The organism is Sphaerisporangium sp. NPDC049002, from assembly GCF_040649355.1.
Lineage (GTDB): Bacteria > Actinomycetota > Actinomycetes > Streptosporangiales > Streptosporangiaceae > Sphaerisporangium.
The window spans coordinates 64,307-89,293 of record NZ_JBEZFH010000001.1 but is presented as its reverse complement, the minus strand read 5'-3'; the positions used below and the strand labels follow the sequence as shown (position 1 = coordinate 89,293).

The following is a 24,987-nucleotide window of genomic DNA, read 5'->3' as shown; positions in this document are numbered from 1 at the left end:
GTGGATGACGGGCCTCAGTCGCGCGCCGCGGCCACCAGGCCGGGCGGCGGCGTGTGGTCGACCGGCGGGTAGCCGGCCCGGTAGCCCTTGAGGCGGTGCCACAGCGCCTCGTCCCCCTGTCGGCAGGCCCGCAGGGTGGCGTCGCCGTCGGCGAACTGCCAGAAGGTATGGATCAGGAGGTTGCCACACACGTCGCAGTAGTCGACGGTGGTGTCCTGCCAGCTCTTGGTCAGATCCTGCCAGCTCATGCGGATGTCCCTTCACGGAGGCGGGCGGTGGCCGCGGGGTCGACGTCGCCGGCGGCGTCCAGGCGGACCTTGTACACCGACTCCGCGTCCTCGGGGCTGACGTAGCCCTCACGGATGTCCTCGGCGACGAGCTCGGGGACGCGCTCGGACGGGGGACCGTACCCGGCGCCCGAGGGGGACGTCAGGCGCACCCGGTCGCCGCGGTGGAGGCGGACGTTGGTGAACTTGGTCGGGCTCACCAGCCCGAAGTGCTGCTGGAAGCTGACGAACTCGTCGCTTCCCGCCGGGCTGATGTCGATCCTGGTGCGGCTGCCGTCCGAACCGCCGAACAGGCCCCACGGCTCCTGGTGGGCCCGGTCGGACAGCGCGCTCACCGAGATGGTCTCCGCGGCCACCTCCAGGACCCGGACCACGCCCGCGCCGCCGCGCAGCCGCCCGGCTCCCACCTCGTCGCGCGCGAGCCGGTAGCTCTCGTGGATCCACGGCCATCGCAGCTCGAAGATCTCCACGGGTGTGTTGCGGCAGTTGGCGTGGGGAGGCATCGTCGCGTTGTTGCCGTCGGTGCCCATCCGGCCGCCCCAGCCGGTCGCCTCGAAGTGGTAGTGGGCGTAGTAGTCGCCCGACCGGGGGTCGATGCCGCCGAACAGGAAGTTCAGCGAGGTGTTGCCGCTGGAGGCGGCGGCCCGCTCGGGCAGCAGGGGCCCGAGGACCTGACCCATGATCATCTCCATGACCCGGGGCTGGTACTCGGTCTGGCCGCCGACGCAGGCGCCCGGCAGTTGGACGCAGCAGATGGTCCCGGGCTTGGTGACGATCCGCACCGGGCGGTTGAGGCCCGCGTTGACCGGCAGGTCGGTACCGATCATGTACAGCAGCGCGTTCAGCGACGCGGACATGGTCACGACGTACGGCGCGTTGATGGGGCCGACCGCCTGGGGGTCCGACCGGGAGTAGTCGAAGATGATCTCGTCGCCCTCCACGACCAAGCTGAGGCGGATCGCGTACGGGGTCGCGGTGATCCCGTCGTCGTCGAACCACTCGATGCCGTGGTAGACGCCGTCGGGCAGCGCGCGGATGTTCTCCCTCAGCGCGGCCTCGGTGTAGTCCTGGATGCCGCTGAACACGCGGGTCACCAGGTCGGTGCCGCGCTCCTCCATCAGTTGCTCCAGGCGGCGCCTGCCCACCTGGAGCGACCCGTACATCGCGTGCAGGTCTCCCCAGGAGTCGTTGGGCGTCCGGTGGTTGGCGAGCATGATCCGCCAGATGTCCCTGACGGGCTCGCCGCCCTTGTAGAACAGGACCGGGGGGAGCCGGAGCCCTTCCTGGTAGACGTCGGTGGCGGTGGCGGCGAACGATCCGGGCGCCATGCCGCCGATCTCGGCCATGTGGGCGATGTTGCCGATGAAGGCGACGAGCTCTCCGTCGACGAACATCGGCATGACCATCATGTGCTCGGGCATGTGCGAGCCGCCCCGGTAGGGGTCGTTGTGGATGTAGACGTCGCCCTCGGCGAAGTTCTCCGCGCCCACCTCCCGCACGATCCAGGTCGCCGCGTACAGCGACGCCCCGAGCATCGAGGGGTTCAGGCCCGCGTTGGCGACGAGGTTGCCCTCCCGGTCAAGGATGAGCGTGGAGAAGTCCAGCCCCTCCGAGAAGATCGGCGAGTAGGCGGTCCGCATCATGGACACGGCCATCTCGTCGCAGGTGTTGACCAGCTGGCGGTGGACCAGGGTCAGAGTGATCTTGTCAACGTCCGTGCCCGTCCGTGTGCTCACGCGTCCGCTCCCGTGTCGAGGCTCTCCCCGAGGCCGTCGACGGCCTCGATGATCAGGCAGTACGTCCCGTCCACTTCCATGCGGTAACCGGGAGGGACGAAGGTGGTGGAGTTGGGTTCCTCCACGATCGCGGGTCCGTTCAGCGCGTAGCCCGGCTGGAGCTCCGCGCGGTCCACGACCACGGTGTCCGCCCAGACGCCGTCGCCGACCTGGACCCTCCGGGTGGAGATCCGCGGGTTCGGGGTGGTGCGCGTGTAGGGGACGAACTTCACCTCTCCTCCCGCGAGGAGCGCGGTCGCGCCCACGTACACGCTCTGGACGGCCTGCTCCGGCAGGTCGTACCCGTACACGCGGGCGTGCGAGGCGTGGAACATCTCCACCAGGCGTGTGTCCAGGTCCGGATCGTCCGGAGAGGCCGGGATCACCGACTCGTACGAGCGGTCGAGGTGGCCCCGGTACGTCCGGATCTCCTGCTCGTAGTTCTGGCCCACGTACCGGCAGCTGACGTAGGTGGTGACGACGATGTCACCGGTCGCGTCGGCCCGGCGCTGCGCGGCCAGTTCCGCGTGCGCCTCGCGGGCGAGGCGGGCGAGGATGGCGGCGAGGTCGGTCGCCTCCGGGGAGTCGAGCCGGCGTACGGCCGTCATCCTGCGGTCCACGCGCTGGTCGGAGATGATCGTCCCGAAGGCCGAAACCAGGCCGGGCGTCGGGGGCACGATGACCCGCCGCATCCGCATGTGCCGGGCGATGGCCGCCGCGTGCAGCGGGCCCGCGCCGCCGAAGGCCACCAGGTCGAACTCGCGGTAGTCGTGACCCCGGTCGACGGTGACCAGGCGGACCGCGCCGGCCATGTTCTCCACGGCCAGGGTGAGGACGGCCTCGGCCGCGGCGTCGACGTCCAGTTCCAGCGACTCCGCCAGCTCGCCGACGGCCGCCTCGGCGCTCTCGGCGTCCAGGGAGAGCTCTCCGCCGAGGAAGTGCTCGGGATGCAGCCGTCCCATGACGAGGTTGGCGTCGGTCACCGTCGGCTGGGTGCCGCCCCGGCCGTAGCACACCGGGCCCGGGTCGGCCCCGGCGCTGGCCGGTCCGACGTGCAGCAGCCCGTCGTTGCCCACGTACGCAAGCGAGCTGCCGCCCGCGCCGATCGTCGAGACGTCGATGATGGGCACGGCGATGGGCACGCCCCACTCGACCTCGAACAGGCCGGTGTACTGGAGCTGGCCGTCCACGACCACGCCGACGTCGGCGCTGGTCCCTCCCATGTCGAGGGTGACGGCCTTGTCCGACCCGACAGCGCGCGCCCAGTAGCCGCCGCCCATCATGCCGCCGGCCAGTCCGGACAGGACCAGCTCGATGGGACGGTCGGCGGAGTGCTCCAGCGGCACCTGGCCGCCGTTGGACTTCATCAGGGCGTGCCATCCGGACATGGCCCGCTCGTCCAGGCCCGTCGCGAGGGTGTGCGCGAACCGCTGGACGATGGGGCTCACGTAGGCGTCCATCGCGGTGGTCGCCGTGCGCTCGTACTCGCGCCACACGGGGGCGACCTCGGCGGACAGCGATACCGCCACCTGCGGGAACGCCGCGCGCAGCTTGGCCGCCAGCGCGCGCTCGTGGTCGGGGTTGAGGTAGCTGTTGAGCAGGGAGACCGCGACGGCGGCGCCGTCGTGCTCGGCCAGCAGGCCGCCGACGGTCTCGATGACCCGGTCGACCTCCTCGTCCGCCAGCGCCAGGCGGACCGTGCCGTCGGCGAGCACCCGCTCCTTGACCCCGACCGTGCTCCGGCGGGGGGCGTAGGGCTCGGCCTTGACCCACTGCAGGTCGTACCTGCCGGGACGGTCGATGCGCTGGATGTACAGGACGTCCTCGAACCCGGCCGTGGTCAGCAGGATGACGGGGGCGCCGCGGCGCATGATGACGGCGTTGGTGGCGATCGTGGTGCCGAGGACGAAGTCGTCCAGATCGGCGGTCAGGTCGAGGCCGGTGCGCTCCAGCGCGGAGAACACCGCGTCCGAGGGGCTCCGCGGGGTAGAGCTGACCTTCCGCAACAGCAGCTGTCCCTGGTCGGACAGCGCGACGAGGTCGGTGAACGTCCCACCCGTGTCCATCCCGACGCGCCAGCGGGGCGAGGTCGTCACGATGTTTCCTCCGTACTCTCAGACGTGCTCTCGGACGTGCTCTCGGACGTGCTCTCGGACGTGCTCTCGGACGTGCTCTCAGACGGGACGACGAGGGTCGTGCGACCGTTCGAGGGCTGGTCCTGGGTCGTTTCGACGCCTTCTAGCAGCGCCAGGGCGTGCGCGAAGGCGTCGACGGTGTCGTAGTCGCCGACCGCCAGCTCCTGGACGATCCGGCCGCCTTCCAGGACCATCACCCGGTTGGCGACCTCGAAGACCTCGGGGGCCTCGGTGCAGAAGACGACGACGGCGCGGCCGTCGGCGGCGAATTCGTTGAGCATTGTGTAGATCTCGGCCTTGCTGCCGATGTCCACGCCCCTGGTGGGCTCCTCGATGACGAGCACATCGGGCATGGTGGCCATGGCGGAGGCGATGGCCACCTTCTGCTGGTTCCCCCCGCTGAGCGCCGACAGGTTCTGGGCCGGTCCTGAGGTGCGCACGGCGTACCGCTCGATCATCTGGGTCGAGCGAGCCTGGATCTCCCGCCGGCGGAGCCGGGCGAACGGCCCGCAGATCTCGCGCCGTCCGAGCCGCAGGACGAGGTTCTCCCCCACGGACATGTGCTGGAAGAGCATCTCCTGGCGGTCCGCCGAGAGGTAGGAGGTCCTCGACCGCAGGGCCTTGACGCCCTGGGCGCCGTCCAGCCGCGCCTCGCCGGTCGCGGGGCGGTGCCCGCCCAGGGACGCCACCAGCTCGCGCCCGCCCGACCCCTCCACGCCGACGACCGCCAGCACGTCTCCCTGACGAAGCTCAAGGTCCAGGGGGCGGAAGGAGCCCTGCCCGTCGGTCCAGCCGGTCACCTCCAGCACCCGCGCGGCGTCCTGCCCGCCCGCGAGCCGGGAGCTCGCGCGGCGCTCGGTACGGAGCGTCTGGCCGGCGACGAGCTCGACGGCGATGGCGGGCTCGGTGAGCGCGGTCCCGGTCAGGGTCGCCGCGGGAACGCCGTCCCTGATCACCACGACGCGGTCGCAGTGCGCGACCATCTCAGAAAGCCGGTGGGAGACGAAGACCACGATGTGGCCCTGGTCCGCCAGCCCATGCATGAAGGCGAAGAGCGCGTGTGACTCCTCGTCGGTGAGGGCGGAGTTCGGCTCGTCGAAGAGGAAGAACCTGGCCGAACGGACCAGGGCGCGAGCGATCTCCGTACGCTGCCGCACCGCGAGCGTGCACCGTTCCAACGGCTGGCCGGCCAGGTGCGCCACGCCCAGCGACTGGAGGATGCGCCGCTGCTCCTCCCCCGCCACCGGGGCCCGCCACCGCGAGCCCTCGTTCCCCACGAGCAGGTTCTCCTCCAGGGTGAGGTTGGTCCACACCTGGGGTTCCTGGTGAACGATGGCGATCGGGTCGGAGACGTCTCCCGGCTGCCACGGGCGTCCGTCGACGAGGATCTCGCCCGAGTCCATCGACTCCTCGCCGCAGAGGATCTTCGTCAGCGTGCTCTTACCGGCGCCGTTGGGCCCGGCGATGCCGAGGATCTCGCCGCCGCGCAGGGTGAGGTCGACTCCGGCCAGCGCCTGCGTGCTTCCGAACCGCTTGCGCACCCCGCGGATCTCCATGGTGGTGGTCATGTGGCGCTTGCCGTTCCCCGGCGGCGGCTGCCGAGATCGCTCGTCACCCGGTCGAGGATCACCGCGCCGATGGTCACGAACCCGACGAAGAGCAGTTGGGCGAAGGCGCCGATGCCGAGCAGGGCGAGGCCGTTGGCCAGCACGGCGAGCAGCACCGCTCCGAGGAGGGTGCCCCAGATGGTCCCGCGCCCGCCCATGAGACTGGCCCCGCCGATGACCACCGCGGCGATCACCTGGAGGTTGAGCTGGCCGGCCGAGTTGGGCCCGACCGAGCCGACGTAGGAGAAGTCCAGGATGCCCGCGATGGACGCCATGAGCGCGCTGACCATGAAGACCACCAGGCGGTAGCGCCTGATCGGCAGGCGCGCGATCGCCGCGGCCTTGGGGTTGCCCCCGATCGCCAGCAGGCGGAACCCGACGATGCTCCGGTGGCGCAGGAACCAGAAGACGCCGAAGAAGAGCACGAGCCACAGCACCTGGATCGGGATGCCGAACGGGAGCTGCGTGCCGCCGAGCGCCTGGAAGATCCCGAGCTCCCACGAAGGCGGGGGCGGGGTGTTGTAGGCGGGGTTGAACGTGGAGGCGTTGCTGACCAGCAGCTCGGTGCCCGACGCGAGGCTGAGCAGCCCGAGGGTCGCGATGAAGGAATGGATCTTGAGGTAGGCGGTCAGGAACCCGCTCAGCGCGCCGGCGAACAGGCCGATGAGCAGGGCCATCCCCAGGGCGGGCAGGAACGGGAGCGTGAAGGGAAGGCTTCCGCCGCCCAGCCACAGCACCGCCAGGGAGGTCGCGACCAGGCCGTAGATCGCGCCCACGGCGAGGTCGATCTCACCCAGGAGGATCACGGACAGCTGGGCGAAGGCGATGATGCCGAGCGAGGACATCGACCGGAGCAGGGTCAGCAGGTTGTCGCTGCTGAGGAACGTCGACCGCTGCGACTGGAAGAACAGGCCGATGAGGATGATCGCGAGCACCAGCCCCAGGGTCCGCAGGCGTTCCAGGGGCAGGGTCACGCGGTGGAGGGGTGGACTGGCGACGTCGGGTGCGGTTGACATGTGACACCTCCTGACACTCGATGCACGTTGAGCGGTTCGACGACTGCCGGGCGGATCGTCGGCGGGACGGCCGCTGAGCGGTTCGACGGCGTGACGGCTGTCGCGGCGGGACGCACGTCTACGGCGTCGTGGCGTCGGCGAGGCGCTTGCGTGCCTCGGCTGTGGTCATGAGCCCGGAGCCGCCGTCCTTGGTGATCACGATCGGCTGCAGGTACTGAAGGGGCTCCGCGGGGACCTTGCCGGTGGTCAGGTAGTCCACGCACGCGGAGACGGGCGCCTCGGCCTGGTTGTCGAAGCCCTGGTCGATGGTGACCAGCGTCCGGCCCGCGTCGATCGAGTCGAGGATCGGACCGCTGACGTTGAACCCGGAGGTCCACACCTTGCCGGTCAGGTTCTTGCTCTTGATGATGTCGCCGACGCCCTCGACGCCCTGGTCGGTGTGGAAGAAGAGGTTCACGTCGTTGTGGGCCTGCAGGAACGGTCCGACGCTGTTGAGCACTTCCTGGGTGGTGAAGTTGTCCCCGGTGGGGATGCCGCTCTTGGGGTCGTTGAAGAACTTGGTGTCGGGGAAGGCGGAGGTGAAGCCGGTGACGAAGCCCGTCATGCGGGCCTGCGCCCACGGTCCGGCCGGCTGACCGCTTCCGAGGGCGACGGTGTCGAGGGTGTAGCCCTTGGCCTTGACGATGTCCGCGGTGGTCTTGCCGTTGATCTCGCCGGACTGCTCCTCGTTCAGCGCGTAGAAGGCGAACCGCTTGGAGTTGGGAACGTCGTTGTTCAGGGTGAAGACGGGGACGCCGGCCTTGACGTACTTGTCGATGATGCCCACGTACTGGTCGGGAAGCGGTGACTGAAGGCCCAGGCAGTCGACCTGGTTGCCGCTGAGGAGCGTCTCCAGCTCGGCCAGTTGCGCCGAGGTGTTGGTGGTGACCGGGCCGGTGAGCCGGCACGAGATCGCCAGCCGGGCCTTCTCCTTCTCGCAGCCGCGCTGCATGCCGATGCGCATCTGCGCGCCCTGGATCGGCAGCGCCGTGCCCTGGATGTCGATGATGACGTTCGCCTGCTCGCCGCTCTTGATCTTCTCGGCGATGCGCGGCGCGAGCTTGAACTCGCCCCACGAGAACGTGTGCGACATCGCCTGGGCAGGCACTTCGGTCCCCGTGGAGGTCGATGTCTTCGAGCTGCTCTGACAACCTGCGGTCGCGAGGACGGCCGCGAGACCGGCCACGCCTAGCGACCAGGAGCGATAGCGGAGCATACGTTCCACCCTAGATCTTGTTCGGTATCACCAAACGGGGTTATGTGATGCAAAACTATGGCATTGGGAAAATTCGGACGTCAAGGGGGTATACGTCACTTTACGGGAGAGGGTTGACGTTCCCGTTCGGTCATCCCGATAATCGTTCGGTGACCCCAAACAGCGACAACGCCGACAAGTACCGCGTGAAGAGCCTCGACCACGCCCTGGACGTCGTGGAGGCCCTCGCGCACGGTGGACGTGAGGGCCTCGCCGTCACCGAGGTCGCGACCACCGTCGGCATGTCCAAGAGCAGCGCCTACTCGATCCTGCAGACGCTGCTGCGACGCGGATTCGTCGCCAGCCATGGCACCGGCCCGACCCGGCGCTACCGCCTCGGCCTGAGTTTCGCCTACCTCGGAGACCAGGTGACGTCCCAGACCGGGCTCCGCGAGGTCGCGATGCCCTACCTGGAGGAGCTGACCCGCGTGGCCGGCCTGACCTCACGGCTCGCGATCTTCGACGAGGGGTACGCCGTGGCCATCGGGCGGATCGACGGGCCCGGAACGATCCGCATCGCGCCGTTCCTCGGCCGCCGCGAACTGCCCCACGCGACCGCGATCGGCAAGGCGATGCTCTCGACCCTCGGCGACGACGAGGTCCGTACGATCATCGAGTCGATCGGCCTCCCGGCGCGCGGCCCCAACACCATCGTCGACATCGACACCCTGCTGCACGATCTCCATCGCTCCGCCGAGCGGGGTTACGCGGTCGACGACGAGGAGGACACGGCCGGGGTCGTGTGCATCGGCGCGAGCGTGCTCGACCGCACGGGCACCTGCGTGGGAGCGATCAGCGTGACCGCGCTCAAGCACGAGATGCGCGCCGACGCCGCCGCCGAGATCGGCACCCTCGTACGCCGCTACGCGGACACCATCACCACCGAACTGGGAGGACGCTAGTCGCCCGGCCTGGCTACGTAGAGCTCAGCGCCCCCGGGTGGGGATTTCGAACCAGACGGCCTTGCCCTCCTTGGTGGGACGGGAGCCCCAGCGGCGGGCGAGCTGGTCGACGAGGTAGAGGCCCCGGCCGCCCTCGTCGTTCTCGCCGGCGCTGCGGATGCGGGGCAGGCGGAGGTCCTGGTCGAAGACCTCGACCCAGATGGACTCCTCGCCACGGCGGAGCCGCAGCGTGAACTCCTTCTCGTTGACGATCTCGTTGTCGAAGCCCGGCACGTCCCAGGACTCGTCGAACGGCAGCGGAGGACCGTCGAGCACCAGCTCCCTGCGCGGGACGCTGGCACTGGCCGCGTGGAGCACGACGTTGGTGACGACCTCGGAGACCAGGAGGCAGGCCAGCTCGGAACGCTCGTCGGGGACCCCCCAGGTCGTGAACGCCTCCGACGCCATGCGCCGGGCCTCGCCGACCATGATCGGCTGGGCGGGGAAGGTGCGCTCCTCGTACTTCAGCTCCTTGCCCGCGGACCGGATCACCAGGATCGCCATGTCGTCGTCGATCTCACCGGGGACGGCCACGGTGGCGGCGTCGGCGATGCGCTCGACGGTGTCGGCCGAGGCCTTGGCGACCTCCTCGCACAGGACGCTCAGGACCTCCTCGTCGGTCAGCGGCGCGTCGCCCGGCTCGCGCGCGGGCCGCCGGTCGACCAGGCCGTCTGTGTAGAGCAGGAGCGCGGCGCCGGGCGGGAGCACCCGGCTCTCCTCCTTGTAGACCAGGTCGGCGTGAACACCCTTGGCGTTGACGCCGAGCGGCTGGCCCACCTCAAGGATGTCGAGCTCGGTCACCACGCCGTCGACGATCAGCAGGGGCGGCGAGTGCCCCGCGTTGGCGAACGACAATTGCCGCGACCACGCGTCGTACACGAGATATTGGCAGGTGACGATGGGCGGGGTGCTGACGTCGGTGCCGTAGTCGTCGCGCTCGGGCGCGGCGATGATGCGCGTCCACTCGTTGAGCCTCGCCAGGATGTCGGCCGGGGACTTGTCGTCCTGGGCGAAGGCGCGCAGCGCGGCCCTGAGCTGGCCCATGACCGCCGCTGCCTTGGCCCCCCGGCCCTCGACGTCGCCGATGACGATGCCGACCCGGCCCGCGGAAAGGGGGATCACGTCGTACCAGTCGCCGCCTACCTGGGTCTGGATGCCCTGGCCGTGGGAGGCGAGCGGGGCGGCGGGGTAGTAGCGGACCGCGATCTCCAGGCCGTCGAGCTGCGGCAGCTCGCGCGGGAGCAGGTATTTCTGGAAGGACTCGGCGGTGTGCCGCTCCTCCTCGAACAGCAGGGCGTTGTCGACCGCTATGGCGACCCTGGTGGCGATGGCGCCGACGAAGTCGCGGTCGAAGGCGTCGTAGTGGGGTGAGCGCCGATCGGTCAGGTTGGACAGGCCGAGGTACATCAGGCCGAGCGTCTCGCCACGCGCGCACAGCGGCGCGACGATGGCCGAGGTCATGCCGATCTCGCCGCACAGCTTGGCGCTCTCTTCGCTGGGCGAGGGGTAGCTCGTCTGCGCGAAGTCCTCGACGATGATCGTCTCCTGGCGGCGGAGGGCGATCTCGGCGTAGTGGCCGGCCGGATAGCGGATCTCGGAGCCGACGGGCCGCCAGGTGCCGGGCGGCGGTGTCCACCCCTGGACGTGGGTGGAGACCTTGCGGACGAGCCGGTCGCCCTCGGTGAGCTCGATGAAGCAGTGGTCGGCGAACTGGGGCACCAGCATCTCGGCGACGCGGTTGAGCGTCTCCTCGACGTACAGCGAGCTGGCGAGCCGCTCGCCGATGCGTTCGAGCAGGCCGAAGCGGTCTTTCTCACGCTCGTTGCTGCGCATCGCCTCGCGGGCGGTGATCACGATGCCGGTGACCGAGCCGGAAGGGTGACGAAGGGGGACGGCCTGCGCCCGGACGTAGATGATCGTGCCGTCGGCGCGGGCGACGTCGAAGGTGCCCTCCCAGACCCCGCCCTTGAGGACGTGCTTGGCGAGCTCGACGGCGAGAGGGTGGTCCTTCTCCATGATGCCTAAGGAGAGAACGGTCTGCTCGACCCCCACGGGGCGGTCAGGACGGCCGAAGAGCCGCTCGGCGAACGGGTTCCAATAGAGCACGTTGCTGAAGCGGTCGGTGACGACCACGGCCATCTCGGCGTTGTCGAGAACCGACTCTGGCGTAAGGTGATCGGCCGCGTCCTGCGAAAGGTCCCCCCATCGCTTCATCTGGCGGCCACCCCTTGAAGGGCGTCAATCGCAAAGCGGACCACATGCGCTCCTGCAGCAGCCTCGACGGCAAGGCGTCGTCCACCCGGAGGCTCCGGGAAGGCGAAGTTGTCGAACAAGGAGAGGGGTAACTCCCTACTGGGAACCAACCAAGCACACCTTGGGTAGTCAGCGTCTGGAGACGAAGACATGCGCGGCGACATCACGCGGGAAGTCCGCGGGAATGTTGTGCGCTTCATCGTCACCCGTCACCCGTACACCGTCGTCGCTCGCCGCGAGCGTCACCTCGCGTCCGGGTTGTATCCCAACTTGCTTGAGTTTAAGCATCACAGCGGGATCACTTTGCACTTGTTCGCTAATTCGGCGGACGACCACGGGGATATCTCCTGGCCCGGCCAGGTCGGCCATGGCGGAGATCACCTCATGCACGGACTCATCGGGCTCTTTGACCCCCAGCTCGTCGAGGCCGGGGATGGGGTTGCCGTGAGGGCAGACCACCGGATTGCCGAGCAGACTGACCAGCCGGGACTCCACCGACTCGGACATGACGTGCTCCCAGCGGCAGGCCTCGACGTGCACGTCTTCCCACGGGAGGCCGATGACCTGGGTGAGGAGGCACTCGGCCAGGCGGTGTTTGCGCATGACGCGGGTGGCGAGAGTGCGGCCGAGATCGGTCATGGTCAGGTGGCGGTCGCCCTCGACGCGGACGAGGCCGTCTCGCTCCATGCGAGCCACCGTCTGACTGACCGTCGGGCCGCTCTGTTGCAGCCGTTCGGCGATGCGAGCACGCAGAGGGGTGATGCCCTCCTCCTCCAGCTCGAAGATGGTGCGAAGGTACATCTCCGTGGTGTCGATCAGGCCGTGTGCGGTCAAAGCTCCTCCCCTCCAAGTATCGATGCTACGTCCGGCGCCCGACCTTGCCTGTCGTGTCCAGAACAGGGTGAGGACACTCGCGCCGAGGGTACGGGTTTCGACGTCTGAACAGAGCTTACGCAGACCTACTGACACAACGGCCCGAGACGGCGTATGACCGCGAGCAGCGGAAGGACGTGACTCCTCCGCCAAGGATCTCACTGTTCGCGCTCGCCGTCGCGCCAACGCCCATAACGTGATCTTTGGGGGCTCACCGTCCGAGACGTCCCGCCGCCGCGTCATAGTTCCTGAATGCCGGTACGGCGAGGCCGGCGACCAGCACGATCGCGGCGCACAGCAACCCCCCGCCCGCCCAGGCCGGGACGAGCCCGAAGGCGCTCGCCGTCGTGCCCGCCCGCAGGTCCCCGAGCCGGGGCCCGCCCGCCACGACGACCATGAACACCCCCTGCATGCGCCCGCGCATCTCGTCGGGGGCGTAGGTCTGCAGGATCGTCTGCCGCCAGACGGCCGAGATCAGGTCGATCGCGCCCCCGGCCGCGAGCAGCGTGACGATCAGCCACAGGGGCTGCGCGAAGGCCGCCGCGGCCACGGTGAGCCCCCAGAGGGCGATCACCACGGTCAGCGCCACACCCTGGCGGCGCACCCGGCCGACCCATCCGGACAGCAGCCCCGCCGCGACCGCCCCGATGGCCAGGCTGGCCGAGAGCCAGCCGAAGGCGATGGCGGAGCCCCCGAAGCGCTCGGCGGTCAGCTCCGGGTAGAGAGCCCTCGGCATCGCGAAGGCCATGGCGATGATGTCGACCACGAAGGACATCATCACGATCGGCTGGCCCGCGATGTAGCGGAGCCCGTCGACGACCGACCGCAGGCCAGGCCGGGAGATCTCACCGATGGGGTCGAGGCGCGGCAGCCGGAAGGCGGCGTAGAACCCGGCGCTGAAGAGGATCACGTCGATGAGGTAGGCCATGGCGTACCCGGACCTGGCGAGCACGATGCCCGCCAGCAGCGGCCCGAGGACCGTCCCGACGCTGCTCACCAGGAAGTTCAGCGTGTTGGCCGCGGCGACCCTCTCGGTCGGGACGAGCCTTGGGATGATCGCGCCGCGTACCGGGGAGGTGACCGCGAACCCCGTCGACTGGACGGCGACCACGGCGAGCACCAGATAGACGTTGCGCAGCCCCGACAGGGCGTGGAGCAGCAGGGCGAGGGTGCCCGCCCAGGCCACCAGCGAGCCCATGAGCAGCAGCCTGCGGCGGTCCACCGCGTCGGCGACCGCTCCGCCCCACAGCCCGAAGACCACCAGTGGGATGAGGTTCGCAGGGCCGAGAAGGCCGACCCACAGCGACGACCCGGTGATGTCGTACACCTGGGCGCTGACCGCCACCGAGGTGAGCTGGAAGCCGATGAACGAGACGCCCTGCCCCGTCAGCAGCCGCCGGTACGCCGGTACGCGCAGGGGCCTGGTGTCGACGGCGACCCGCCGCAGCCCTGCCTGGACCCCCGCCATCCCCACCTCGCCGAACCCGTACATCTGGCATGTATCCGGGCACTGTACCGAGGGACCTGAGCGGCGGCTCAGGGGGCCAGGCGTTCGACCACCCACTTCTGCCCGGAACGGCGGTAGCGCAGCCGGTCGTGCATGCGGTCGACCTGCCCCTGCCAGAACTCCACCTCCGAAGGCACGACCCGGAAGCCTCCCCAGAAGTCGGGCATCGGCGGATCCTCCGGCCAGCGATCGGCCAGCTCGCGGTAGCGCTCGTCCAGCCGTTCCCTGGACGGCACCACCGCCGACTGCCGCGAGGCCCAGGCCCCGATGCGCGAGCCGTACGGGCGCGAGTGGTAGTAGTCGGCGGAGTCCTCGCGCGGCAGCCGTACGACACGGCCCTCCACGCGGACCTGGCGGCGGAGCGGGTGCCAGGGGAAGACCAGGGAGGCGCGGGGATTCTCGGCGAGGTCGCGGCCCTTGCGCGACTCGTAGTTGGTGTAGAAGACGAACCCCTCCTGGTCGTATCCCTTGAGCAGGACGGTCCTCGCGGTCGGCCTGCCCCCGGCGGAGGCGGTGGCGAGCACCATGGCGTTCGGCTCAGGAAGCCCGGCGTCCACGGCGTCGGCGAACCAAGAAGTGAACTGGGTCACGGGATCGGCGGCGAGGTCGGCCTCTCTCAAAGGCAGTCCCTCGTATGTACGGCGGAGCCCGGCGAAGGACGGCGGGCTCGATGCGGCATCCACAGAGCGGTATTCTTCCGCGTTCGGCACCACCACCGAAGCGGCACCCCCTACCAGGGACGATCGCGTTTCGGCGGGTCCGGAGGCGGAGCACTCCCGCCAAGGGGGTTGAATATGACCCGCCGGTATCTCGACATCAAGGCTTTGACTTCAAGAAAGGGAGGCGGCCGAGAATGTCCGACTTCAAACCCGGGCTGGAAGGCGTAGTAGCGTTCGAGACCGAGATCGCGGAACCGGACAAAGAAGGGGGCGCCCTTCGCTACCGGGGCGTCGACATCGAAGAGCTGGTCGGGCGGGTCTCGTACGGACACGTCTGGGGCCTGCTGGTCGACAACAAGTTCAAGCCGGGCCTGCCCCCGGCCGAGCCTTACCCCATTCCTGTCCACTCCGGTGACATCCGCGTCGACGTCCAGAGCGCCCTTGCCATGCTGGCCCCGGCGTACGGCTTCCGCCAGCTCCTCGACATCGACGAAGACCAGGCCCGCGACGATCTCGCACGCGCCTCGGTCACCGCGCTGTCGTTCGTCGCCCAGTCCGCCCGCGGGCTCGGTCTGCCCATGGTTCCCCAGTCGCGGGTCGACGAGGCCGCGACGATCGTCGAGCGTTTCATGGTCCGCTGGCGCGGCGAGCCCGACCCCAAGCACGTCAAGGCCATCGACGCCTACTGGACCTCCGCCGCCGAGCACGGCATGAACGCCTCCACGTTCACCGCCCGTGTCATCGCCTCCACCGGCGCGGACGTCGCCGCGGCCCTTTCGGGTGCGGTCGGCGCCATGTCCGGCCCCCTGCACGGCGGGGCCCCGGCCCGCGTGCTGCACATGATCGAAGAGGTCGAGCGCATCGGCAGCGCCGAGACCTACGTCAAGAAGGCCCTCGACAGCGGTGAGCGGCTGATGGGCTTCGGCCACCGCGTCTACCGCGCCGAGGACCCCCGCGCGCGCGTGCTTCGCCGCACCGCCCAGGAGCTGAACGCCCCGCGCTACGAGGTGGCGTGCGCGCTGGAGACCGCCGCGCTGGCCGAGCTGCACGCCCGCAAGCCCGACCGCGTCCTCGCCACGAACGTGGAGTTCTGGGCGGCGATCATGCTCGACTTCGCCGAGGTTCCCCCGCACATGTTCACCTCGATGTTCACCTGCGCCCGCACCGCCGGCTGGGCGGCGCACATCCTGGAGCAGAAGCGCACGGGCAGGCTCGTCCGCCCCAGCGCCGACTACGTCGGTCCTCCGCAGCGCTCGGTCAACGACGTCCCCGGTGCCGACGAGGTCATCGGCAAAGACTGACTGCCCCCCTGCCGGGCCTCCCTTCGTCCCGGTACCCACCCCCTACAGAGGGCCCGCAGCCCCCAGTTGCGGGCCTTTGGCGCGTCTGGGCACCACCTCTGACGTAGGCGGACATGCGCGCGTGTATCTCACGATCCGGACCCGGGGCGTAACCACCGAGACGGCTCACTACCCTTGGTTAGGTGGCTGATATCGAGATTCCCGCTGAACTCAAGCCCGCGGACGGCCGTTTCGGCTGCGGGCCTTCGAAGGTACGCCCCGAGCAGCTCGCCGCCCTGGCAGCCGCCGGCGCGAGCGTGATGGGCACCTCCCACCGCCAAAAGCCGGTGAAGAACCTGGTGCGCCGGGTCCGCGAGGGTCTCGCCGACCTGTTCTCCCTCCCCGAGGGGTACGAGGTCGTGCTGGGCAACGGCGGCACGACCGCGTTCTGGGACATCGCCGCCTTCGGGCTCATCAAGGAGAAGTCCCAGCACCTGAACTTCGGCGAGTTCTCGTCGAAGTTCGCGGCCGTCGCCGCGAAGGCCCCGTGGCTGGGCGAGCCGACCGTGATCAAGTCCGCGGTGGGCAGCCACCCGAACGCGATGCCCGAGGCCGGCGTCGACGTCTACGCGCTGACCCACAACGAGACCTCCACCGGTGTGGCCATGCCGATCAAGCGCGTGGGCGGCGACGACTCGCTCGTGCTGGTCGACGCCACCTCCGGCGCGGGCGGCCTGGCCGTCGAGGCGAGCGAGTTCGACGTCTACTACTTCGCGCCCCAGAAGAGCTTCGCCTCCGACGGCGGCCTGTGGATCGGGCTGTTCTCGCCCCGCGCGCTGGCCCGGGTCGACGAGATCGCCGCCACCGACCGGTTCGTCCCCGAGTTCTTCAGCCTGCCGACGGCGATCGACAACTCGTCCAAGGACCAGACCTACAACACCCCGTCGGTGGCCACGCTGTTCCTGCTGGCCGACCAGCTCGACTGGATGAACGGCAACGGCGGCCTGGCCTGGACCGCCGCGCGCACCGCCGACTCGGCGTCCCGGCTCTACACCTGGGCCGAGAAGACGTCGTACACCTCGCCCTTCGTCGCCGACCCGGCTCAGCGCTCGAACGTCGTCGGCACCATCGACTTCGCCGACGAGGTCGACGCGGCCGAGGTGGCGAAGGTCCTGCGGGCCAACGGCATCGTCGACACCGAGCCCTACCGCAAGCTCGGCCGCAACCAGCTCCGCGTCGCGATGTTCCCTGCCATCGACCCGGCCGACGTCGAGGCCCTGACGGCCTGCGTCGACCACGTGGTCGAACGCCTCTGACGGCCCTCCGCCGTCCCCAGCTCTGACGGCCCTCGGCCGGTCCTCCGCGACCAGGGCCCAGGGTCTAGGACGAGGGCGGCGGAACCCACCCGGGGCCCCCGATATGCCGGTGCTCGCCTGTGCGGCGGGCCAGCTCCTCCAGCAGGCGCAGAGCGTCGTCGAGGTCGACGCTCTGCGCGAAGCACGAGAGCACGGGGGCCCGGTCCGGGCTCTCGGCCAGGGCCTCCAGCATGACCGCTGTGACATGCTGATCGCGCGAGCGTCTCGCGGAGTAGCGGAAGGCGTTGCGCTCGGCCGTGCGGCTCAGCAGGCCCTTCCTGACCAGGCGCTCGGCGACGGTCTGGACCGTGGTGTAGGCGAGCGGCTTCTCTGCCTCCGCGTTGAGCGCCGACTGCAACTCGCGGACGAGCAAAGGCTGGGCGGAATCCCAGAGCACCTCCATGATGGCGCGCTCCAGAGATCCCAGATTGTTCACACCGACATCCTCCCCCAGGGACCCCCGTCACGACTAGTTGACGATCCTCGGCGGAGTGATTTCACGCGATAATGCTCGAATTTCCGATCAATTCGCGCCGCATGGACGAATTCACGCGACCGATACGGGCCGCCTTCTGCGGCGCAGCATCCAGGCGGCGAGCACCCCGCCCACCAGCCCGAACAGGTGGCCCTGCCAGGAGATGCCCGGCTGCCCGGGGAGCACCCCCCAGATCAGCGAGTAGTACAGGATGGCCACCCCGATGCCGAGGGCGATGTCGAGCAGATGCCGGTCGAACAGCCCGCGCGTCACGACGTACCCGAAGTAGCCGAACACCAGCCCGCTGGCCCCCACCGTGAGCCCCGGAGGGCTGAGGAACCACACCCCGAGCCCGCTGACGACGATGATGATCAGGCTGGCCACGAAGAACCGCCCAAGGCCCCGCAGAGCAGCGAGGAAGCCCAGGATGGCCAGCGGCACGGTGTTCGCCATCAGGTGCGCGAAGCCCGCGTGCAGGAACGGGGCGATCAGGATGCCGCCGAGCCCGTTCACGTCATGGGAGACGATGCCGTACCGGTCGAGGTCCTGGGGCAGGACGTAGTCGGCGATCTCGACGCCCCATTCCACGGCCACGAGGAGCGAGATGACGATGGCGGCGCCGAGGGCTCCCGTGACCAGGCCGACCACGCGCTGCTTGACCACCTCGCCCGAGGTTCGGCCGGCGGGCGCAACTCCGGTCGCGTAGTCGCTCATCGCTCTCCTCTTGTGGTGCCTTTGGAACGCGCTTTGTCCTCCCTTTACCGTACGCAAACGGTGTTTAACCCGCGATTTCGTGCAAGACACGAATAAGGCGCATGTTGCCCACGATCATGGGCAGCATGCGCCTTCTCCGGTAACGACAAAATGATCACTTTAGGGCGGGGATCACTCCCCCGCCCAGTTGGGGGCGCGTTTCTCGGCGAACGCCGCCGCACCCTCCATGGCGTCCTTGGAGCCGAACACCGGGTTGATGATCTCTTGCTGTCGCGCGAACATCTCGTCCCGGGACCAGTCTGCCGACTCGACCAGGATGCGCTTGGTAGCCAGGAGCGCCAGCGGAGCGTTGGCGGCGATCTTGGCCGCGACCTCCTTGGCCGTGGCCAGCGCCTCGCCCGCGGGAGTGACGCGGTTCACCAGGCCGAGCTCGTACAGCCGCGACGCCGGGTAGTGGTCACCCGTCAGGGCGATCTCCATGGCGATGTGGTAGGGGATCCTGCGCGGCAGCCGCATCACGCCGCCTGCCCCCGCGATCAGGCCGCGCTTGGGCTCCGGCAGGCCGAACTTCGCCTCCTCTGAGGCGACGACGATGTCGCAGGCGAGCACCAGCTCGAAGCCCCCGGCGAGCGCGTAGCCCTCCACGGCCGCGACGATCGGCTTCTTCGGCGGCCTCTCGGTGAGACCGCCGAAGCCCCGGCCCTCGACGAGCGGGAAGTCGCCGGTCAGGAACCCCTTGAGGTCCATTCCGGCGGAGAACGTGCCTCCCGCCCCGGTGAGGACGTACGCGGAGACGTCCTTGCGCTCCTCCAGCTCGTCCAGGGCCGCCACGACGGCGCGTGCGACGTTGCCGTTGATGGCGTTCCTGGCCTGCGGCCGGTTGATCGTGATGACGGCGATGCCGCCCTCTACCTCGACGAGAACCTCGTCAGACACCCTTACCTCCGGTTGGCCGTCTCACTTGGGCTGGAAGCGGATACCGCCGTCGAAGCGGATGACCTCGCCGTTCATGTAGTCGTTCTCGACCAGGGCGCGCACCAGGTGGCCGAACTCGGACGCCCGGCCCATGCGCTTGGGGAACGGCACCGGCGCCGAGAGCTTGGCCTTGAACGCCTCGGACTCGGGGCCCGACCCGTAGATGGGGGTGTCGATGATGCCCGGCGCGATCGTCAGGACCCGGACGCCGATCGCCGCGAGGTCACGCGCGGCGGGCAGGGTCATGCCGATGATGCCGCCCTTGGAGGCGCTGTAGGCCACCTGGCCGGTCTGGCCCTCGATTCCCGCCACCGAGGCGGTGTTGATGACGACGCCACGGGCGCCGTCGGCGTCGGCGGGCTCGGTCTTCGCCATGGCCGCCGCGCCGATGCGCATGAGGTTGAAGGTGCCGATCAGGTTGACGTCGATCACCTTGCGGTAGCTGGCCAGGTCGTGCGGCGAGCCGTCCCGGCCCACCGTACGGGAGGCCCAGCCGATGCCCGCACTGTTGACGACGGCGCGGAGCGGCTTGCCCGTCGCGACGGCGGCGTCCACGGCCGCCTGGACCGAGGCCTCGTCGGAGACGTCGGTCTGCGCGAAGACGCCGCCGAGTTCGTCGGCGAGGGCCTTGCCGCGCTCGGCGTTGAGATCGGCGATGACGACGGTGGCGCCCGCACCCGCCAGTTCGCGTGCGGTGGCCTCACCGAGACCGCTGGCACCGCCTGAGATGATTGCTGCTGCTCCGTTCAGGTCCATATCCCGGACCTTAACGCGGCAACCGAATGAAGTTCTACGAGGGGTGGCTCAAATCTCACCCGAAATGGCGGCGTCGACGTCGGGATAGACCTTGATGCGCCGGTCGAGCCCGGTCGTACGGAGGATGCGCGCCACCGGAGCCTGCGGAGCGGCCAGGCAGACCCCGCCGCCCTCGCCCGTCGCGAGGCGCCACGCCTCGATGAGGACGGACAGGCCGCTGGAATCCATGAACGACAGCGCGCCGAGGTCGAGCACCAGCCGGTTGCTGTCCTGCTTGATCGCGTCACGCACCTCGTCGCGCAGGAACGGCGCCGTGAACAGATCAAGCTCACCCTCGACAGCCACGACGACGGCGTCTCCGAACGCGCGCCGCGCCAGCCGCAGCTTCATGTGGAACCTCCTCGCGGGCCCACTTTACTTCGCAATCACAGTGACAGAAGGCACGTGACCATAAGATCGGCCGCTCACCGGGACCGCCGGTACGGCCGCACCGGCGCGGCCCCGGCGCGTCAGAGCGGCCGTTCGGCGACCGCGAAGCCGTACGGGAGCTCCAGGCGGTGGGCCGCGAGCAGAGCGGGATCGGCGAGGATCTCGCGGGTCGGGCCGTCGGCCGCGATCACGCCTCCGGAGAGGATGAGTGAACGCTCGCACAGCTCCAGGGCGTACGGCAGGTCGTGGGTGACCATCAGCACCGTGACGTCCAGCGAGCGCAGGACCTCGGCCAGCTCACGCCGCGAGGCCGGGTCGAGGTTGGACGACGGCTCGTCCAGCACCAGGATCTCCGGCCGCATGGCGAGCACCGTGGCCACGGCGACCCTGCGGCGCTGGCCGAACGACAGGTGGTGCGGCGGCCGGTCGATCACGTCGGGCAGCCCCACCTGGCCGAGCGCGTCCCTGACCCGGCGGTCCAGCTCGGGGCCGCGCACGCCGAGGTTCGCGGGGCCGAACGCGACGTCCTCGCGCACCGTGGGCATGAACAGCTGGTCGTCGGGATCCTGGAACACCAGGCCGACCCGGCGGCGGATCTCGCCCAGGGTGTCCTTGCGCACGGGCAGGCCGGCGACCTCCACCGAGCCGTGCCCGGCGGACAGGATGCCGTTGAGGTGCATGACCAGCGTGGTCTTGCCCGCGCCGTTGGGCCCGAGGAGCGCGACCCGCTCGCCGCGCCCGATGGTGAGGTCGACCCCGAACAGCGCCTGCGTGCCGTCGGGGTAGGCGTAGGCCAGCTCGCTGACGCGCAGAGAGGGCGGGGGCAGGGTCACGTGATGCTCCAGGAAAGTACGGCCATCGCCAGCGCCGCGGCCGGCAGGAGTGCGGCGGTGGCCCAGCTTGCCACCGATGCGCCCCCCTCGTGTATCACCGGCATCGAACCGGTGTATCCCCTGCTCAGCATCGCCAGGTGTACCCGCTCGCCCCGCTCGTACGACCGGATGAACAGCGCGCCCGCCGACTTGGCCAGCACCGGCAGGTGCCGCACGTCGCGCGCCGCGAAGCCCCGCGACTCGCGGGCGACCCGCATCCTGCGCATCTCGTCGAGGATGACGTCCATGTAGCGGAGCATGAACATCGCGATCTGCACCAGCAGCGGGGGCAGCCGGAGCCGCTGCGCGCCCAGGAGCATCATGCGCGGCTCGGTGGTGGCCGCCAGCAGGATGCTCGCCACGACGCCGAGGGTGGCCTTCGCGAGGATGTTCCACGCGGCCCACAGCCCCTCGGCGCTGAGCGACAGCCCGAGCACCTCGACACGCGCGCCCAGCCCGATGATCGGCAGCGCGACGGCGAACACGACGAACGGCACCTCGATGACCATGCGCCGCAGCACGAACGCCGCCGGGACCCGGGCGACCGCCGCCACGGCCGCCAGCAGCAGGACATACACCCCGAAGGCCCAGAAGGCGTCTCGCGGCGTGGCGACGACGACCACGGCGAAGCCCGCCACGGCCGGCAGCTTGCACTCCGGCGGCAGCCGGTGGACGAGGCTGTCCCCCGGCCGGTAGAGCTGGTGGTGGTGTCCCGCACCCACTATGCGCGCGCCCGCTCGATCTCACGGGCCCTGCGGCGCACGGAGTAGAAGATCGCGCCACCGGCCAGCACGGTGATGCCGACGCCCGCGACGCCCGCGATGCCGACCGCCAGCCGCTCGCTGCCGACCCCCTTGACGCCGTAGTCGGCGAGGGGCGAGTCGCCGAGCGGGTGGTGCCGCTCGTTCGCGTTGAGGCCCTTGTCACCGGCGACCTTCTCCAGGCCGTCGGGGCTGCTCGACGCGTAGAAGGACACCACGCCCGCGAGGAGCACGGCGACCAGCGCGCCTCCGACGAGGAGCGGGCGGGCGCTCCTGGCGGGAACCGGAGCCGGGGCGGTGGTGACCTCGGTGCTCCCGCCGCCTGCCGTACGCAGGACGAGCGGGGCCGTGAGACCGCGCGCGCCGTACACGAGGTCGGGCCGTACGGCCAGCACGCTGCTCACGGTCAGCGCCGTGATCACACCCTCGCCCAGCCCGATCAGGACGTGCACGCCGCCCATGGCCGCCGCGACGGACGACACGTCGATCGGGGCGGTGCCGCCGATCCAGAACAGCACGGTGAAGGCCAGCGCCGCGACCGGGACCGAGACGGCGGCCCCGGCGAAGGCGGCGACCGGGATCGCGGCGCGGCCGCGTGGCGCGGCCCGCACGATCAGGCGGAACACCGCCCAGCCCACGACGGTTGTCACGATCGCCATCAGGGTGATGTTGACGCCGAGCGCGGTGAGGCCGCCGTCGGCGAAGAAGAACCCCTGGACGAGCAGCACCACGGCCACGCACAGGACGGCGGTGTACGGCCCGACCAGGACCGCGGCCAGCGTGCCCCCCAGCAGGTGCCCGCTGGTGCCGGCCGCGACGGGGAAGTTGAGCATCTGGACGGCGAAGATGAAGGCCGCCACGAGGCCCGCCATGGGGGCCGTACGGTCGTCGAGCTCGCGGCGCGCGCGGCGCAGGCAGACGCCGATCCCCGCCGCCGCGAACGCGCCCGCGGCGATGGACACCGACGCGTTGAAGAATCCGTCTGGTACGTGCACCACAAGCCTCCGGAGCGATCGAGCTGCGCCAACTCTAGGCCATGGGGTAGTAGTTGCAAATAGGTGGCATTAACGAACGAGGCGTGAACAACGAGGCCAGGTGGCGCTCTCCATGTGTACGGACGGCCACCGGCAGATCGTCATCGGCCGATGCGGATGGACTGGCGCACCACCGCTTTCGGGCCCCTGGCGAGGACCGTGACGACGAGCTTGCGCCTGACCTTGGAGGCCCTGGCCATCGCCGACCAGCGCCGCCGCCCGCGCCACCACGCCACGCCCGGCCCGAGCTCGGCCTCGCCCACCTGGACGGGATAGCGCACGGGCGGTCCGCCGAGGTTGAGCTCCAGGTTGGCCTCCCAGATGCCAGGAACGTCCAGCGTGGCCGTCGCGGTGAACAGCGCGTCGTCCACGGGCGAGGCGGGGGCCCGGCGCTCGTTCCCCGAGGACCGCTCGCGCCAGACCACCTGGCGCACGCACCGCGCCGCCGGGCACTCGCTCGCGACGGTGACCGTGCCCTCTATCGTCAGCACGCCCTTGCCGGCCCACGCGGCGCGTGTCAGCAGCGCGGACCCGGGAATCGTGACGACATGGCCCCCGACGTCCACGCTGAGGTTGCCCTGCGGGCGGGTGAAGTACGGGGCCGCGACGGCCGCCGTGAGGCGCGGGCCGGGACGGCCGACCTCGGGCTCGCGCTCGGCGCCGAATCTCGCCACCCGGCGCACCCCCTCGCACGCGACCACGACGTACATGTCCCAGACGCCGGGCGGCAGCCGTGACACCTCGACGCTCCCGGCGAAGACGTCGGCCACGGAGGTCACCGGGATGCGGCGCTCGGTGCCCGTGGAGCGTTCCCTCAGGAGCAGGCCGACGGTGACGCCGTTCCACGAGTCGGTGAGGACGGCGCGGCCGGACACCTCAAGCCGGTCACCGGCCCACCCGAGCCCGGTGAGGCGGTGGCGCACCGCGGCGGTCTCGACCCGCGCGAGCCGTACGAGCCGGTCGACGTCGCCGAGCGAGGCGGCCCTGAGCCGGTCGATGGGACGTAAGCGCTCCAGCACCCCGTCGGTCAGCCAGACCGCGCACAGCTCGGACGCCTCGCGGGCGATGGCCTGCCGGACCTCGGCGTCAGCCGACAGGAACGGGGCGCCTAGTTGGCCGAGGATGTCGAAGCGGAAATGCCTGCGCAGGAGGTGGTCGCGCAGGGGGCCCGCGGGGATGTGCCGGGTCATGAGCTCGATGGGCGTGCGGATCATGCGCAGCCAGGCGAGGGGGTCGCGGCTGCCCGGCTCCTGCATGATGCTGCTGCCGTCGGGGCGGGACACCAGGTGGTAGCAGTCGTGGTCGGCGACCACGGAGATCGTCTCGGCATGGCAGTACGCGTGGACGGAGAACACGATGTCCTCGCCGACCCTGAGCGACTCGTCGAACCGGATGCGGTGGCGGATGAGCAGCTCGCGGCGGAAGAGCTTGAAGCAGGTGAGCGTGTTGTAGACGGTGGTCTCGCCGAGCGGGGCGCGCTCGCGGTTCTCGCGGAACATGGAGGTGGGAACCTCGCGGCCGTGCCCGACCATCTTCCCGAGCACGATGTCGGAGCCGTTGCGGTCGGCCATCGCGAGCATGCGTTGCAGCGCCTCGGGGCCGAGGTGGTCGTCGGCATCACAGAAGAAGACATACCGCCCAGTGGCCTGGGCGATCGCGCGGTTCCTCGGGGGGCCGGCGCTGCCGGAGGCGGGCTGGTAAGACACCCGTATTTCCGGAAATTTCGCCGCATAGTCGGCGAGAAGATCCCGGCTGCCGTCGGTGGAGCCGTCATCGACGATGACGATCTCCTTGCTGACGCGCTGCTCCAGCAGCGAGGTGAGGCACCTGTCGAGATAGGGACGGCAGTTGTGGACGGGCACCACGATGCTCACGTCGACGCGCCGATTACTTTCCGTCTTCATTGCGATTCATTATGTAACCGCCGACCCGCGCCACGAAGCCCAAATCAACGCCTTCACGACGGCCGCCCTACCTGCTTATTTGGCT

22 protein-coding genes are annotated in these 24,987 nt (G+C 69.9%); 3 read left to right on the top strand and 19 right to left on the bottom strand.

The window, feature by feature from the left end:
* Positions 1-14 precede the first annotated feature (14 nt).
* The 6 genes from AB0B89_RS00450 to AB0B89_RS00425 form a co-directional block, all read right to left on the bottom strand.
* Positions 15-248 (bottom strand): hypothetical protein, encoded by a 234-nt coding sequence (locus AB0B89_RS00450; RefSeq protein ID WP_358545934.1) that lies wholly within the window; start codon positions 246-248, stop codon positions 15-17.
* Positions 245-2,023, bottom strand: coding sequence for a hydantoinase B/oxoprolinase family protein (locus tag AB0B89_RS00445; RefSeq protein ID WP_358545932.1), 1,779 nt, complete (start codon positions 2,021-2,023; stop codon positions 245-247). Before AB0B89_RS00445 ends, AB0B89_RS00450 begins: the two co-directional genes overlap by 4 nt.
* Positions 2,020-4,158 carry a hydantoinase/oxoprolinase family protein gene (locus AB0B89_RS00440; RefSeq protein WP_358545930.1) on the bottom strand — a complete coding sequence of 713 codons (2,139 nt, stop codon included), beginning with the start codon at positions 4,156-4,158 and terminating at the stop codon, positions 2,020-2,022. Before AB0B89_RS00440 ends, AB0B89_RS00445 begins: the two co-directional genes overlap by 4 nt.
* Entirely contained in the window at positions 4,155-5,765 is a 1,611-nt protein-coding gene (locus tag AB0B89_RS00435; protein WP_358545927.1) for a sugar ABC transporter ATP-binding protein, read from the bottom strand. The genes AB0B89_RS00440 and AB0B89_RS00435 overlap by 4 nt, the downstream gene beginning before the upstream one ends.
* On the bottom strand, positions 5,762-6,820 hold the full coding sequence (locus AB0B89_RS00430; protein ID WP_358545925.1) for an ABC transporter permease: 1,059 nt from the start codon (positions 6,818-6,820) through the stop codon (positions 5,762-5,764). The genes AB0B89_RS00435 and AB0B89_RS00430 overlap by 4 nt, the downstream gene beginning before the upstream one ends.
* A 118-nt stretch (positions 6,821-6,938) precedes the next feature.
* Positions 6,939-8,075, bottom strand: coding sequence for a sugar ABC transporter substrate-binding protein (locus AB0B89_RS00425; RefSeq protein WP_358545922.1), 1,137 nt, complete (start codon positions 8,073-8,075; stop codon positions 6,939-6,941).
* A gap of 149 nt (positions 8,076-8,224) precedes the next feature.
* Here AB0B89_RS00425 and AB0B89_RS00420 point away from each other — a divergent pair, with 149 nt between their 5' ends.
* A complete protein-coding gene (locus AB0B89_RS00420; protein WP_358545919.1) occupies positions 8,225-9,016 on the top strand; it encodes an IclR family transcriptional regulator in 792 nt (263 codons plus the stop codon).
* 24 nt (positions 9,017-9,040) lie between these two features.
* Here the strand turns inward: AB0B89_RS00420 and AB0B89_RS00415 are convergent, their stop codons facing one another.
* From AB0B89_RS00415 to pdxH, 4 genes are all read right to left on the bottom strand, one after another.
* Complete coding sequence (locus AB0B89_RS00415) at positions 9,041-11,269, bottom strand: SpoIIE family protein phosphatase (RefSeq protein ID WP_358545917.1); 2,229 nt, start codon at positions 11,267-11,269, stop codon at positions 9,041-9,043.
* Positions 11,270-11,437: 168 nt separating this feature from the next.
* Positions 11,438-12,142 carry a metal-dependent transcriptional regulator gene (locus AB0B89_RS00410; RefSeq protein WP_358545914.1) on the bottom strand — a complete coding sequence of 235 codons (705 nt, stop codon included), beginning with the start codon at positions 12,140-12,142 and terminating at the stop codon, positions 11,438-11,440.
* 250 nt (positions 12,143-12,392) lie between these two features.
* Positions 12,393-13,673: an MFS transporter gene (locus AB0B89_RS00405; protein ID WP_358545911.1), complete on the bottom strand. Its 1,281-nt coding sequence runs from the start codon at positions 13,671-13,673 to the stop codon at positions 12,393-12,395.
* Between the two features lie 44 nt (positions 13,674-13,717).
* The gene (gene pdxH, locus AB0B89_RS00400) at positions 13,718-14,371 is read right to left on the bottom strand and encodes a pyridoxamine 5'-phosphate oxidase (protein WP_358545908.1); all 654 of its coding nucleotides are present in this window, start codon (positions 14,369-14,371) and stop codon (positions 13,718-13,720) included.
* A 170-nt stretch (positions 14,372-14,541) separates the two neighbouring features.
* Between pdxH and AB0B89_RS00395 the strand changes: the two genes are divergently transcribed.
* Together AB0B89_RS00395 and serC are read left to right on the top strand one after the other, a co-directional pair.
* A complete protein-coding gene (locus AB0B89_RS00395; protein ID WP_358545905.1) occupies positions 14,542-15,648 on the top strand; it encodes a citrate synthase 2 in 1,107 nt (368 codons plus the stop codon).
* 182 nt (positions 15,649-15,830) lie between these two features.
* A complete protein-coding gene (gene serC / locus AB0B89_RS00390; RefSeq protein ID WP_358545902.1) occupies positions 15,831-16,943 on the top strand; it encodes a phosphoserine transaminase in 1,113 nt (370 codons plus the stop codon).
* A gap of 64 nt (positions 16,944-17,007) precedes the next feature.
* Here the strand turns inward: serC and AB0B89_RS00385 are convergent, their stop codons facing one another.
* The 9 genes from AB0B89_RS00385 to AB0B89_RS00345 all read right to left on the bottom strand — a co-directional run bounded on the left by AB0B89_RS00385 (position 17,008) and on the right by AB0B89_RS00345 (position 24,902).
* Complete coding sequence (locus AB0B89_RS00385; RefSeq protein WP_358545899.1) at positions 17,008-17,418, bottom strand: BlaI/MecI/CopY family transcriptional regulator; 411 nt, start codon at positions 17,416-17,418, stop codon at positions 17,008-17,010.
* Between the two features lie 111 nt (positions 17,419-17,529).
* Entirely contained in the window at positions 17,530-18,171 is a 642-nt protein-coding gene (locus AB0B89_RS00380) for a rhomboid family intramembrane serine protease (protein ID WP_358545896.1), read from the bottom strand.
* A 171-nt stretch (positions 18,172-18,342) separates the two neighbouring features.
* The gene (locus AB0B89_RS00375) at positions 18,343-19,107 is read right to left on the bottom strand and encodes a crotonase/enoyl-CoA hydratase family protein (RefSeq protein ID WP_358545894.1); all 765 of its coding nucleotides are present in this window, start codon (positions 19,105-19,107) and stop codon (positions 18,343-18,345) included.
* Between the two features lie 21 nt (positions 19,108-19,128).
* Positions 19,129-19,902 carry an SDR family NAD(P)-dependent oxidoreductase gene (locus AB0B89_RS00370; protein WP_358545892.1) on the bottom strand — a complete coding sequence of 258 codons (774 nt, stop codon included), beginning with the start codon at positions 19,900-19,902 and terminating at the stop codon, positions 19,129-19,131.
* A 48-nt stretch (positions 19,903-19,950) separates the two neighbouring features.
* Positions 19,951-20,292: an STAS domain-containing protein gene (locus tag AB0B89_RS00365; RefSeq protein ID WP_358545889.1), complete on the bottom strand. Its 342-nt coding sequence runs from the start codon at positions 20,290-20,292 to the stop codon at positions 19,951-19,953.
* Between the two features lie 119 nt (positions 20,293-20,411).
* Positions 20,412-21,158, bottom strand: a complete 747-nt coding sequence (locus tag AB0B89_RS00360) for an ABC transporter ATP-binding protein (protein ID WP_358546042.1) — start codon at positions 21,156-21,158, stop codon at positions 20,412-20,414.
* Between the two features lie 2 nt (positions 21,159-21,160).
* Complete coding sequence (cbiQ, locus tag AB0B89_RS00355) at positions 21,161-21,925, bottom strand: cobalt ECF transporter T component CbiQ (protein ID WP_358545886.1); 765 nt, start codon at positions 21,923-21,925, stop codon at positions 21,161-21,163.
* Positions 21,925-22,959 carry an energy-coupling factor ABC transporter permease gene (locus tag AB0B89_RS00350; RefSeq protein ID WP_358545883.1) on the bottom strand — a complete coding sequence of 345 codons (1,035 nt, stop codon included), beginning with the start codon at positions 22,957-22,959 and terminating at the stop codon, positions 21,925-21,927. Before AB0B89_RS00350 ends, cbiQ begins: the two co-directional genes overlap by 1 nt.
* Before the next feature lie 140 nt (positions 22,960-23,099).
* Entirely contained in the window at positions 23,100-24,902 is a 1,803-nt protein-coding gene (locus AB0B89_RS00345; RefSeq protein ID WP_358545881.1) for a glycosyltransferase family 2 protein, read from the bottom strand.
* Between the last annotated feature and the right edge of the window lie 85 nt (positions 24,903-24,987).

Excerpts from the sequence above, each read along its gene's own strand:
- AB0B89_RS00450 (WP_358545934.1), bottom strand. The coding sequence starts at position 248 with ATGAGCTGGCAGGATCTGACCAAGAGCTGGCAGGACACCACCGTCGAC.
- AB0B89_RS00435 (WP_358545927.1), bottom strand. The coding sequence starts at position 5,765 with ATGACCACCACCATGGAGATCCGCGGGGTGCGCAAGCGGTTCGGAAGC.
- AB0B89_RS00430 (WP_358545925.1), bottom strand. The coding sequence starts at position 6,820 with ATGTCAACCGCACCCGACGTCGCCAGTCCACCCCTCCACCGCGTGACC.
- AB0B89_RS00425 (WP_358545922.1), bottom strand. The coding sequence starts at position 8,075 with ATGCTCCGCTATCGCTCCTGGTCGCTAGGCGTGGCCGGTCTCGCGGCC.
- AB0B89_RS00415 (WP_358545917.1), bottom strand. The coding sequence starts at position 11,269 with ATGAAGCGATGGGGGGACCTTTCGCAGGACGCGGCCGATCACCTTACG.
- AB0B89_RS00405 (WP_358545911.1), bottom strand. The coding sequence starts at position 13,673 with ATGTACGGGTTCGGCGAGGTGGGGATGGCGGGGGTCCAGGCAGGGCTG.
- AB0B89_RS00395 (WP_358545905.1), top strand. The coding sequence starts at position 14,542 with ATGTCCGACTTCAAACCCGGGCTGGAAGGCGTAGTAGCGTTCGAGACC.
- AB0B89_RS00380 (WP_358545896.1), bottom strand. The coding sequence starts at position 18,171 with ATGAGCGACTACGCGACCGGAGTTGCGCCCGCCGGCCGAACCTCGGGC.
- AB0B89_RS00370 (WP_358545892.1), bottom strand. The coding sequence starts at position 19,902 with ATGGACCTGAACGGAGCAGCAGCAATCATCTCAGGCGGTGCCAGCGGT.
- AB0B89_RS00365 (WP_358545889.1), bottom strand. The coding sequence starts at position 20,292 with ATGAAGCTGCGGCTGGCGCGGCGCGCGTTCGGAGACGCCGTCGTCGTG.
- AB0B89_RS00345 (WP_358545881.1), bottom strand. The coding sequence starts at position 24,902 with ATGAAGACGGAAAGTAATCGGCGCGTCGACGTGAGCATCGTGGTGCCC.